At 62.3% G+C, this 10,489-nt stretch carries 13 protein-coding genes and 2 pseudogenes; 10 read left to right on the forward strand and 5 right to left on the reverse strand.

Translation table 11 applies throughout. The features are described 5' to 3' along the window. Window positions 1-194 (reverse strand): annotated as a pseudogene (locus ACAX61_RS14685) (Tn3 family transposase); the annotation flags it as partial. Continuing rightward, window positions 160-1,353 (reverse strand): annotated as a pseudogene (locus tag ACAX61_RS14690) (MBL fold metallo-hydrolase); the annotation flags it as partial. The pseudogenes ACAX61_RS14685 and ACAX61_RS14690, both read right to left, overlap by 35 nt. 251 nt (window positions 1,354-1,604) lie before the next feature. Here ACAX61_RS14690 and ACAX61_RS14695 point away from each other — a divergent pair. From ACAX61_RS14695 to ACAX61_RS14715, 5 genes are all read left to right on the forward strand, one after another. Next, window positions 1,605-1,868, forward strand: coding sequence for a DUF2933 domain-containing protein (locus ACAX61_RS14695; RefSeq protein WP_013039078.1), 264 nt, complete (start codon window positions 1,605-1,607; stop codon window positions 1,866-1,868). Continuing rightward, complete coding sequence (locus tag ACAX61_RS14700; RefSeq protein WP_370715604.1) at window positions 1,865-2,614, forward strand: methyltransferase family protein; 750 nt, start codon at window positions 1,865-1,867, stop codon at window positions 2,612-2,614. Before ACAX61_RS14695 ends, ACAX61_RS14700 begins: the two co-directional genes overlap by 4 nt. A 61-nt stretch (window positions 2,615-2,675) precedes the next feature. Next, window positions 2,676-2,945, forward strand: coding sequence for a hypothetical protein (locus tag ACAX61_RS14705; protein WP_021245241.1), 270 nt, complete (start codon window positions 2,676-2,678; stop codon window positions 2,943-2,945). Window positions 2,946-3,542: 597 nt separating this feature from the next. Next, window positions 3,543-4,247 carry a PepSY domain-containing protein gene (locus ACAX61_RS14710; protein ID WP_331386562.1) on the forward strand — a complete coding sequence of 235 codons (705 nt, stop codon included), beginning with the start codon at window positions 3,543-3,545 and terminating at the stop codon, window positions 4,245-4,247. 112 nt (window positions 4,248-4,359) lie between these two features. Then, complete coding sequence (locus ACAX61_RS14715) at window positions 4,360-4,629, forward strand: hypothetical protein (RefSeq protein WP_037448046.1); 270 nt, start codon at window positions 4,360-4,362, stop codon at window positions 4,627-4,629. A 4-nt stretch (window positions 4,630-4,633) separates the two neighbouring features. Here the strand turns inward: ACAX61_RS14715 and ACAX61_RS14720 are convergent, their stop codons facing one another. Next, window positions 4,634-5,914, reverse strand: a complete 1,281-nt coding sequence (locus tag ACAX61_RS14720; RefSeq protein ID WP_037448048.1) for a DUF8535 domain-containing protein — start codon at window positions 5,912-5,914, stop codon at window positions 4,634-4,636. 106 nt (window positions 5,915-6,020) lie between these two features. On the opposite strand from ACAX61_RS14720, the gene ACAX61_RS14725 reads away from it, so the two are divergent. Continuing rightward, a complete protein-coding gene (locus ACAX61_RS14725; protein WP_046408703.1) occupies window positions 6,021-6,968 on the forward strand; it encodes a lytic transglycosylase domain-containing protein in 948 nt (315 codons plus the stop codon). An 18-nt stretch (window positions 6,969-6,986) separates the two neighbouring features. Here ACAX61_RS14725 and ACAX61_RS14730 read toward each other — a convergent pair whose 3' ends face one another. Beyond that, window positions 6,987-7,511 (reverse strand): XRE family transcriptional regulator, encoded by a 525-nt coding sequence (locus ACAX61_RS14730; protein WP_231621896.1) that lies wholly within the window; start codon window positions 7,509-7,511, stop codon window positions 6,987-6,989. A gap of 105 nt (window positions 7,512-7,616) precedes the next feature. Further along, complete coding sequence (locus ACAX61_RS14735; RefSeq protein ID WP_046408704.1) at window positions 7,617-8,084, reverse strand: hypothetical protein; 468 nt, start codon at window positions 8,082-8,084, stop codon at window positions 7,617-7,619. 363 nt (window positions 8,085-8,447) lie between these two features. Between ACAX61_RS14735 and ACAX61_RS14740 the strand changes: the two genes are divergently transcribed. From ACAX61_RS14740 to ACAX61_RS14755, 4 genes are all read left to right on the forward strand, one after another. Further along, the gene (locus ACAX61_RS14740; RefSeq protein WP_037448057.1) at window positions 8,448-8,768 is read left to right on the forward strand and encodes a TrbC/VirB2 family protein; all 321 of its coding nucleotides are present in this window, start codon (window positions 8,448-8,450) and stop codon (window positions 8,766-8,768) included. A 61-nt stretch (window positions 8,769-8,829) separates the two neighbouring features. Continuing rightward, window positions 8,830-9,120, forward strand: a complete 291-nt coding sequence (gene traL / locus ACAX61_RS14745; RefSeq protein WP_010339788.1) for a type IV conjugative transfer system protein TraL — start codon at window positions 8,830-8,832, stop codon at window positions 9,118-9,120. A gap of 1 nt (window position 9,121) precedes the next feature. Beyond that, window positions 9,122-9,688 (forward strand): type IV conjugative transfer system protein TraE, encoded by a 567-nt coding sequence (locus tag ACAX61_RS14750; RefSeq protein WP_046408705.1) that lies wholly within the window; start codon window positions 9,122-9,124, stop codon window positions 9,686-9,688. Then, window positions 9,685-10,488 carry a type-F conjugative transfer system secretin TraK gene (locus ACAX61_RS14755; RefSeq protein ID WP_037448063.1) on the forward strand — a complete coding sequence of 268 codons (804 nt, stop codon included), beginning with the start codon at window positions 9,685-9,687 and terminating at the stop codon, window positions 10,486-10,488. The genes ACAX61_RS14750 and ACAX61_RS14755 overlap by 4 nt, the downstream gene beginning before the upstream one ends. The last annotated feature ends 1 nt before the right edge of the window (window position 10,489 follow it).

A 10,489-nucleotide genomic window follows, 5' to 3' on the forward strand; every position in this document is an offset into this window, starting at 1 on the left:
GTTGCCGGGATCACCTGGGTTGCGAACGGCGCATATTGATCGGACACATGGCTGTATCCCTTGAGGCCCGGGACGTTGCCATATTTCGCGTTGATCAGATTCATCGCCTCGCCCTGCTCGGTAGCAAGGAAGAACTGCCCGTCGCTGGATGCCGATTGCCCTTGTCCCCAGAAGGCGGCCATGGAAGCCCGAGAAGAGGATGAGGTTCTTCCCATCCGGCGCGAAGCGCTTGAGATGGTGGAGCACGCGGCCGCCCGTTGCCATTCCGCTGGCCGAGATGATGACCTTTGGGGCGGGGTTGGCGGTGAGTTCCTTGGATTCCTCCACTTCGCGCACATAGTGCGCGACGCTGCACGCCGCTTCGCACTCGGCGCGGGCCAGGCGATGCTCGTCCATGAAATCGCACATCAGCCCGCTCGCGTTGATCGCCATCGGGCTGTCGAGGAAGATCGGGATGTCGCGGAGGCGTCCCTGCGCGCGCAGACGCGAGAAATGATAGAGAAGCGACTGGACCCGTCCCACGGCGAAGGCCGGGATCACCACCGTCCCTCCTCTCTCGACGCATCGTTCGACATGATCTCCAAGCGTCTTTGTCGGATCGACCTGCTCGTGGCGCCGATCGCCATAGGTCGATTCCACCAGGACATAGTCGGCGCGCGCGGGCGGCTCGGGATCTTTCATCACCGAATCGCCGTAACGGCCGATGTCGCCTGAGAAGAGGATTGTCCGCCCCTTCCAGTCGATCTCGATCGACGCCGCGCCGAGGATGTGGCCGGCGCGATGATAGCGCACCCTGATGCCGTCCGTGACTGCATGCCACGCTCCGAACTCGATCGGCCGGAAGAGCTGCAATGCCAGACGCGCGTCAGCCTGGGTGTAGAGCGGCAGCGCCGGCTGGTGCCTGGAGAAGCCGTGCCGGTTGGCGAACTCCGCATCCTTTTCCTGCAGATGACCGCTGTCGGGAAGAAGGAGCTCGCACAGGGCCGCGGTCGCCCGGGTGGCAAGGACGGTACCGTCCCAGCCCAGGCGCGCCATGCGCGGTAGCGCGCCCGAGTGATCGAGATGAGCGTGGGTCAGCAGGACTTGGCCGACATCGGCGACTTCGGGTGGAATTGGCGCCCAATCAAGGCGGCGCAGATCCCTGGGTCCTTGAAACAGGCCGGAATCGACAACGATCTGAGTTTCACCATCGTCCACCAGATAACGCGACCCTGTGACCGTTCCCGATGCGCCGAGAAAGGCGACGCCGAGACCATCGGCCGGGCGCTTAGCCAGATCGATCCTTGCTTCGCGCTCGAGGACGGTCACGCCGGACTGGTTGCGGGAATGGTGCCGTTTCTTTCTCTTGTGCATGGACGCGGGCCTGCCTCTCACGATTATGTTCGTGAGCGCAGCTTTGATTCGCGGACGCCGCACGCCTATACGCAAAAGCCGCAGCACGACTGCTGCTCCCGACAGTTGCGTCGCGCGAACACCGGTGGCCGATCCGATCGATCACCTTACCCATGCTTGCGCGATGCCCTTCGGACTTCGCTCTCTACTTATACCTTGCTCCTTGGACTCGAGCCTATGCAGGCTGGACGTTGACTAGAAGAGAACGGCATATGGGCGAACATGACCATCGCATGCGCAAGCGCGGCAAGATCGTTCTGATCGGCTTCCTGCTCGTCGCCAGCTTCTTCCTCATTACCGAGCATACCGCGCACTTCCTGGGTGTGCTGCCCTATCTCATCCTGCTCGCCTGCCCGCTCATGCACCTGTTCATGCACCACGGCCAAGGTGGGCATCAGCATGGCCATGAGCCCGGCCAGGCACCCGCCGGCTTGCCGGCCAATCCCAACGGCCGCATCGAAGGAGAGTCGCGATGACGCACGCCGACTATGGCTATGGTCTGTGGGGGCTCGCGCTGGTCAATGCCGCCGTTTTCATCCTCTTTGCGTTCAGCTTCTTCAAGCCGGCAACGCGGCGCGACTGGCGCAGCTTCGGCGCGTTCAGTGCGTTCATCGTCGCGCTCTTCGCCGAAATGTATGGCTTCCCGCTCACCATCTTCCTGCTGTCGGGGTGGCTCCAGTCGCATTTCCCCGGCGTCGACTGGTGGAGCCACGATGCTGGCCACATCCTGGAAGTGATGTTCGGCTGGCGCATCAATCCGCATTTCGGCCCGTTCCACATCGCCAGCTTTGTGCTGATTGGTGTAGGCTTTTGGCTAATCTCGATCGCGTGGACGGCGCTTCACACGAGTCAGCGCAAACACGAATTGGCAATGACGGGGGTCTACGCCCGGGTGCGGCACCCTCAATACGTAGGGTTCATCCTCGTCATGCTCGGTTTCTTGCTACAATGGCCGACGCTTCTGACGCTTGCCATGTTTCCGGTGCTGGTGGTGATGTACATTCGTTTGGCTAAGCATGAGGAGAGATACGCGCTCGCGACCTACGGCGATAGCTACCGCCAGTACATGGCCCATGTTCCCGCCTTCTTCCCCAGCTTGCGTTGGAAGCGGGAGATTGCAGGACTGGCCTTCACAGGAAATGCTCGAATGGCAGGCCATCAGACGGACGGGCCGGTTAGCGAGGGTTCTCGAGAACACGACAACATGCTGCCAGGAGGTTAGACGTTGTCCTCCTCCGCAAGATCATCACGAACATGACGAAATCGAGGGGGCGTATGTGACCATGCAGGTGACGATCCTTGCGATTGTAGTAAACGGCGTTCCCGTCCTGAGCCTCCATCAGACCCGATCCGCGGCCTGGAAGCGGCTCATGAGATTCATAGACGCGAAATGGCCGGAGCGCCTGGGAGCGATGCTTCCCCCTGCCGAAGACGAAGCGAAGGCGCGCATGTTCTTTCGCGAGGAAGATAAAGACCTGTACGCGATCATCGACGCCGACATATCAGAGCTGCACGATGCCTTGGGGTGGGTCAAAGATCCCGTCGTTGGTTAGCCCGTCACGCGATCGCCCTCGAAAAGCTGGGCCGCCCACCGATCGAGATCGCAGCCACGTCCTGAACGTCACCGAAGTTCAGGACGTGACCGAGCCCGGGCAGTGCGATCGGGCGCTATCTGTAAGCCGGACAAGCAACTGACCTGTTCGACCGCCGTGCCAGCGGGCTGATTGCCAAGGGCGCGGCCGGATTTTGCGTCGGCGCAACGGGTGTCAGTCGGTGTCGGCCTCTACGGAGAGATGTGCAGCGGCTGTCATCTATCGCCCCGGCGCGGAGGAATCGGAGGTGAGCCAAGGCCCTTAACGGCAAGCCCCGAACTGGCGAGGGGTGGCGCAACGCCTCACGCCCGCTCAGCAGCCCTGGATTATCAAGCATGGTGTAAGCTGACGGCCGAGCCGGCGGGGGGCAAGACGCACCGGATCCCCTGTCTGGGACACGGTGGCGTTCGTGCGCTAACTCTCGGGGATGACGGCTGAGCCGTACAAGCGCTGGTCGCGGGCGCACCTGTCGGCCACGCGGGATGATGAAGAATCTGGCAGGCACGAAATGAGACACGCAAGGATGGAGATTCGACCCTGAGAAGCACCAAACTTCGGCTGCACCTTCTCGCGAGCCGCACTCACAAGTGGCTCGCGATCATTGTCGGCGCGCAGCTTCTTTTGTGGTTCGCGAGCGGCGCGTTGATGAGCTTCTTGCCCATCGATCGAGTGCATGGCGATCACCTTGTGGACCGCAAAGCCGTGGCGCCCTTGCCTCGCGGCGTGGCGCTCGTCCCACCATCAGTGATCGTCGCGGCGACCGGGACGCGGATCGAGACCGTGAGCTATCGCATGTGGCTTGGCCGCCCGGTCGCTGAGGCGACAACGGCCCGAGGGACGCGGCTGTTCGACGCGAGAACGGGCGCACTGTTGCCCGCCCCAACTGCGGCGCAAGCCCAAGCGGTAGCGAGGGCCGCCTGGCGGAGCAACGATCACCCAAGTGTGAACGTGGAACTGATCGATCGCGCCAGTCCCGAATATCGCGGCACGCTTCCCGCCTGGCGTGTGACGTTCGCCGATCCGGACTCCACTCGGATCTTCGTGGCGGCCGATACCGGCCGGATTGCGGCGGTGAGGACAGGCACGTGGCGGCTTTATGACTTCTTCTGGAGCCTTCACATCATGGATTGGAAGAATCACGAGGACTTCAACACGCCATGGCTTCTAGGGTTTGCGCTCGGCGGCCTCGGACTTTGGCTTGGCGGGGCCGTGCTTCTTTGCATGCGTTGGCCGAAGCGGCGTCGGTCAAGCGCGTCAGGCTAGCGGACCGGCAGAAACCGGAGAAGCATGATGATAAAGAAAAGTGATAAGTCGCGCGGCGGGTTGGAACGCAGTTGAACAGGCGAGACTTCGTTTGGCAGCGATGGGGTAGACCATGGCGCATCTGAGCGATGCTGAAATGATCAACTGGATGGCGCTTTATACTGCGACCGCTCTGTGCTGCGCGATCGCAATGGCCTTGGCGATCCTTGTTCTCGCCTGTCGCCTCTGGCGCGAGAAGGCCTGGGCGCAGCTTCGCAGCGCCAAGGATGTGGCGCTGTTCCTCCCCAAATCCTGGTGGCGGTGGCAGAAGCTTTATCTGCTTTCGACGCCCGTGACGCTCGCGATCGTCAGTTCGTTCGGATTCACGTTGAGGTGGAGCTGATCGTTTAAAGGGCGAAGGCGTCTGAGAGTCGGGCTACCAGGTGCGCCGCGTTGCGGTCGGCCGGGGTGACAGTCAACAGTGGCGCTACTCGCCGAAGCCTTTCGCGTTGGTGGACCTCGGGCTCGCCGAACTCCAGCACCTCCAAGATCAATTGCCTGATCTCGCCGGTCGTGCCTGAACGCGCTTCGATCAGGAAGTCGGGGCGGCAGGGGCCGGCGGGAGTGAGGTGATCAAAGACGGGCTTCTCGACAAAGATATCAAGGCCCTCCTCGGCTAGCTCGCGCCTCGCTTCCAGAAGCGCGCGCAGAACGTCTCGCTCGAACTCGGAATTGACCGGGATGAAGCGACGGCCCGAATAAATCGGTTGGGCAAATGCGCGCAATGGTGCGTAGCCGTGCGCTTCCGGATACTCGCCTGCGACGATCATTACCAGGAACGGCCCCTTCACCGGTTTTCCGGCGAAAGAGAATGACTGCACCCTGTTTGCGACCCGCAATTCCTGAGCACCCGCGACCTCGATGACGTGGCCGCGGATGGCCGGCGAAAAGACGGCGAGGAAGCCTTGTGGTGCATGGCCTCGCGGCCATCGCCTCGCGAGCTGGCGAAGTGCAGCATACGCACGGCGGCTGTGCAGCGCATCGGCATGGGTCCAGAAAGCGCGGCTTAGCTCTATACTGGGTGCGATCTCGATCTTGGCGGCAGCGCGGGTCAGCGCGTCGAACTCAGCCTTAATTGACGCCGGCTCGACCTCATCGGCGAGCGGCGGGATGCGGTTCGTGCCGGCGATGTCGATCAGCCGCCACAGGAGGCGGGCGAGGCGCGGCACCGACGCATGGCGGGTTCGATCATCAGTCGCATCATCCTCCGGCCGTTGAGCGAGCTTCTCCGGGGCGGGCCTCAGCACTTCGAAGTAGCCCTCGGGCGGGTTTGCCGGAGTCTCGCGCGTGCGAATCTCGGAGAGCCTGTGGGTGATCTGATCGCGGAAGAATGGGCAATCCTCGCGATGCTCAGGCCGCTTGGCGCTCGTCAGCCGGCGCAGATAATAGGTTTCGGCCTCCGACAGAAATGCCGGCGTCAGGATCGGTGGAGGCTCTCCGGCGGCAAGGCAGTCGCAAGCGATCCATTTTGCGCCGATACGCGCGTTCTGGACAAGGGTGATGCCCGCATCCTCATCGGCGCGGCTGCCGCTCCCTGTGTACCAGCGGACCAGCGCTTCGCGCAGTGGGTGTGGAAGAGGGATTCGGCGTCCACCCACGCCGTTCGTTTCGCGATCGATGAGCCACATCAAATGGGTTCCACGGCGTCGAAGATCACAGTCTTTGGCACCTCGGGCGGATTGACAACTCTAAACTACTCGATCTCACTTTCATTATTCGGAGTGGGAGCAGCTGATGCGAGCTTTGACGTTGATCGGTTCGGCCATGGGCCTGGTGGCAGCCAGCGGGGCCGTCGCGCAGCCGTCGAAGCCAATCAGGGCCGCCCTGGTGATCTCCATGTCGGACGCCGCGCGCGGCACCGGGAACCCGATAGGCCCTGTCGATGGGAAGCCGACTCCGTCGACGTCGGAGGCCTCACCGCCGACGGCCGGCTTTCGCGTCCACGATCTCAGCCGGCGTTGGGTCGAGTACCAGATGGCCAGCGCATTCACCCATCTACCGGGCGTAGCAGCCGGCGCTTCTGAGGATTCGTTCGCTCCGGTGGGGGCGGCCCAGCCTCAGGTTCCATTCTCTGGCGCGTCGGTGGCGCCCGTCTCAGCGATTCCGATACCCACATGGATGAGAGGCGGCAGCGTCTTCGCCGCAGCGTCCGCTACCTATGTGCCGGGGTGCGCTCCCACCGAGTATCGGCCGAGCGGGCTTCTTACGGGCCACGCCGAGTACCGGCGCCGAGGCTATTATAGGCTGATGGCGAACATCGCTTGCCAATACGGCATTCCGGTGGGCCTCTTCGACGCCATGATCATTCGGGAAAGTCGCTATAACGCGGCGATCTACTCCCCGAAGAATGCGTTCGGCTTGACCCAGCTGATGCCGGACACAGCGGCCGGTCTAGGCGTCAACCGCTATGATGTGGAGCAGAATCTGCGCGGTGGCGCTCGCTACCTGCGCGAGCAGCTCGACCGGTTCGGCCAGTATCACCTCGCGCTGGCGGCCTATAACGCGGGTCCCGGTCGCGTGCGCAACGGCAAGATTCCGCCCTTCGCAGAGACGCAGGCGTACGTCTCCAACATCCTCCTGAATTGGTCGAGGCTCAGCTTGCCCCAATCGGCCCAGGGTGAGGTGACCGCATCGGGTGATCGGCTCGCAGCTTCTAGGTCAACGGTCGTGACGTCGTTTTGAGATGCCGCCGTCAAGGGATCAGAGAGCGAAGTCGTTGCCTTCTTCGAGCACAGCGCGACGCTGCAGTATCCTGCTGATCTCGGCGACCATTTTCTTGATGACCGCCGACTGGAAGTAAGTCCCCCATTCCTTCCGAATCTCGCTTCCGTCCATTCCCTCGAGCTCCCGAAGCGCCTCTATAAGACGATGAGGGAGACCATTGAAAAGGGTGCTGAGCATCGCGACCAGGGTGGCGAAGCGCTCGTCGCCCATCAGTTCCAGATCGCGTGCCATTTCCACACTGATAATCGCCTGCATGAGGTCGATGTTGAGCGAGCGGAGAATCGATTGGAATTCGGGCAGCGTCATCGGGGCACGCTTGGCCGAATCGCGATGAAGAATAACCCCGAGCCGGCTCTTCTTGATGTTCGTCCTCAGGGCCATTTGCCGGATGCCCATATCCTGAGCCTCCATGGCCCGCACGATCAGCGGGATGTAGTCGGGATCGTCCCCAGGCGGTGGCGCGCTAGGCGAATCCAGCTCGATTGTGGCCAGCGATGACACAGCTAAAGCCCCCCGAACGACTCTTCGGACCGGGGCAGGAAATCACTCGGTCAGGAACTTGGCAACCCTTTTTGTATCGAGTGCGGTGGGGTTGGCTCCAGCTAACTACTTGAGAGGGACGACATTCCCGCTGTCACCCGGCTGATTCTCAACGGCAACCGACGATTCGCCAGCTCCCTCGATCCCCATTTTCGAGAGCAGCTTGGATGCGCTCTGTTCGACTACATAATCGAAGAGAAGCATTGATATGGCATCGGCGACGGTGAGGTCCGAGCAGAGCTCCTCGCTGAGCCTTTGCTTCGCTTCCAGCAGATTGTCGGCGCTTGTCTTGGTGATCTTAAGGTGGATGCGGATCGACCCGTTCGTCGGAATTTTGCTGAGGTGTTCGCGAAGGGTCTCGAGATCGTGTTGAGCGAGCGCATGCGAAACGCGGGATTCAGCCAGCTTGTCCACCATGCTGGCGAGGCTCTGGTAGCATTTCGTCTCGTTAGAGAGCAGGCGAAGGCTCTCCGTGGTCAGGCGGAACAGATACTCCGATATGTCGAGCGAATAATCGCGGCTATCGCCACTCATCTTTGCACGTCCCCCGACCTCGATCCGACGGCCCTGGCGACGCCGAGCCTAGCAGGATTGGTTGAGCACGCCCAATACGACTCGTCGGTCAATAGGTCGATTCTACTCTTCGTTCTGGATGTCCGCAAACCGGGACACGTGTCCGCGTCTGCGGGCGGCGCGTCCGTAAGGGCGGACACAGGTCCGCGAGTCGGGACGTGTGTCCGAGCACCCGGACAGATTCGCGTCTTGAAATGGCGAGGTTAGCAAAAAGCTACACAAGGCGCCTGGTTCCATCTCGGAGTCGTTGTTCCCCAAGTCCATTCGGTCTCACCCTTCAATTGGGCGCGGAGGAGCCGCGTCTCCATCGAAGGGAAACTCACTATGCAGTCTGTGCTGAAGCGGAGCGGCCGTATGGAGATGGCGATCCTCGCCCTCGCCGTGCTGGCATTCGCGCTCCTCTACTTTGCCGATCCGGCCTTTGCCGGAGCGGACACCACGTTCGACACCGCCCTCACGAAGTTCACCGACTTTCTCGAGGGCTCGGGCGGCAAGATCATTACGGTCCTCTCGCTCGCGGGCGGCATCGTGGCGCTCGCCTCGGGCCGCTTCTCCATGGGTCAGATCGCGATCCCGGTGGGCGTCGGCGTCGGCGCTGGGACCGGCATTCCGATCGTCACCTCGACCGTGACGGCGACGATCTGAAGCATCCGCACGGCTCGGTCGGGGTAGCAGCCCCGGTCATGCTCGCGGGGAGGGTGGTGCAATGGCCGCAGACAAGTACGCGATCCCATCTCATCTGGATGATCCCGAGCTGATCGGGCTGTGGACCCTGGATGAGTTCCTGGCGATGGTAATTCCCTTCGTCTGGGGGATCATGACCCAGCACATCCTTATTGGCATGGCGGCAGCGTTCGCCGGCTGGTGGGGACTTAAGAAAGCGAAGGCGGGTCGTGCAGCGTCTTGGCTGCTTCACTTGGCCTATTGGCATCTTCCGGCCGGCTTCACCGGTCTGAGAGCCACGCCACCCTCGTACCTCCGATTGATGGCGGGGTAAGATGGACCTTTCGTACAGCCATGCGCACAACCAGCGCGTTCTGAAGCAGCGCAACCTGTTGGTGGTTGTCGCAGCCGGGCTCGCCGGGCTGACGGCGCTCCTCCTCCTGTTCGGCATCTCCCGCGACCGCGAAATCGTGCTGCAGCCCGTGCTTCGCTCCCCGGTGACGGTGAGCAGCGCCGGCGTGTCGCGCGAATATCTCGAGATGATCACGCGAGATGTCGTCTTGCTGACGCTCGACCGGAGCCCGCAGAACCTCGAATATTGGATGAACTCGGTCCTCGCCATCACGGCGCCGCGGGCCCAGGGGAAGATCAAAGGCGACCTTCTCAAAATCGTCAACGAGCAGCGCGGCTCCTCCATTTCCCAGTTTTTCACGATCCAGTCGATGGAGATCGACCCGAAGAATCTCCGCTCCGAAGTGACCGGGGAGCTCCACACTATCGTCGGAAACAAGGTGATCTCGAATGAGCGCCGAACCTTCCGTTACGACTGGGAGTACCAGGGTCTCTCTCTGCGCCTGATCGGCTTCGGCATGGTCCGTACCGGCAAGGAGCAAGACCAATGACGGCCATTTACGCTTTGGGCACCGCCGCAGCCGGCACGATCCTCATGTCGCGGATCACCTGCTTCCTGAGCCGGATGATCGGCGCTTGCCTGGTGACGCTTGCGGTCTTGCTCTTCGCACAGCCCGCTTGGGCCGATCAGACGATCATGGCCGCTGACAGCGCCCAGGTGGATTGCCAGGCTTCCGCCAAGGATCTGACCCGCATCAGCCTGGTCGAGGACGAGTTCGCCAGCGTTTCCAAGATCTCGACTGGCAATCCGCAGGACGACTTCTCGGTCGTGAACGAGCCGGTGCGGGGCGACATCTATCTTAGCGTGCCGGAGGGCTACGGGCGCCCAGCGCTGTCATTCTTTGGCACCACTAAGCGCGGCTACGTTTACAAGTTCGTGTGCCGGATCTCTGGTGACCAGGCTGCCCAGGTGTTCGTGTCGAACCCCGCAATCGCCAAGGAGAAGGCGACCGAAGCTTCGCCCCAGCAGGTCGCTGCCGGCCCCCAGGACGCGGCCGTCGAGCTCGTCCAGGCGATGTATTCGAACAGCGTCGCCGATGGTTATGAGATGCGCCAGCGCGCGCTGAAGCCAGTCTATGTCGGCAAGCTCAAGGTCCAGATGATCGCCGAGTATCGCGGCCAGGACCTCACCGGAAAGGTGCTGCGCATCGAGAACATGGGCGACGCGCCGACCGAGCTGACCGAACGCACGGTCGCGCCGGCCAGCGCGCTCGCAGTCTCCATCGCCGAGCCCAGGCTCGCTCCGGGGAAGGTCACGACGGCCTACCTCGTCTCCCAGAACGTGAGGTAAG

Origin of the sequence: Sphingomonas sp. IW22 (assembly GCF_041321155.1) — a bacterium.
Lineage (GTDB): Bacteria > Pseudomonadota > Alphaproteobacteria > Sphingomonadales > Sphingomonadaceae > Sphingomonas.

Excerpts from the sequence above, each read along its gene's own strand:
- ACAX61_RS14695 (WP_013039078.1), top strand. The coding sequence starts at position 1,605 with ATGGGCGAACATGACCATCGCATGCGCAAGCGCGGCAAGATCGTTCTG.
- ACAX61_RS14700 (WP_370715604.1), top strand. The coding sequence starts at position 1,865 with ATGACGCACGCCGACTATGGCTATGGTCTGTGGGGGCTCGCGCTGGTC.
- ACAX61_RS14705 (WP_021245241.1), top strand. The coding sequence starts at position 2,676 with ATGCAGGTGACGATCCTTGCGATTGTAGTAAACGGCGTTCCCGTCCTG.
- ACAX61_RS14715 (WP_037448046.1), top strand. The coding sequence starts at position 4,360 with ATGGCGCATCTGAGCGATGCTGAAATGATCAACTGGATGGCGCTTTAT.
- ACAX61_RS14720 (WP_037448048.1), bottom strand. The coding sequence starts at position 5,914 with ATGTGGCTCATCGATCGCGAAACGAACGGCGTGGGTGGACGCCGAATC.
- ACAX61_RS14725 (WP_046408703.1), top strand. The coding sequence starts at position 6,021 with ATGCGAGCTTTGACGTTGATCGGTTCGGCCATGGGCCTGGTGGCAGCC.
- ACAX61_RS14735 (WP_046408704.1), bottom strand. The coding sequence starts at position 8,084 with ATGAGTGGCGATAGCCGCGATTATTCGCTCGACATATCGGAGTATCTG.
- ACAX61_RS14740 (WP_037448057.1), top strand. The coding sequence starts at position 8,448 with ATGCAGTCTGTGCTGAAGCGGAGCGGCCGTATGGAGATGGCGATCCTC.
- traL (WP_010339788.1), top strand. The coding sequence starts at position 8,830 with ATGGCCGCAGACAAGTACGCGATCCCATCTCATCTGGATGATCCCGAG.
- ACAX61_RS14750 (WP_046408705.1), top strand. The coding sequence starts at position 9,122 with ATGGACCTTTCGTACAGCCATGCGCACAACCAGCGCGTTCTGAAGCAG.
- ACAX61_RS14755 (WP_037448063.1), top strand. The coding sequence starts at position 9,685 with ATGACGGCCATTTACGCTTTGGGCACCGCCGCAGCCGGCACGATCCTC.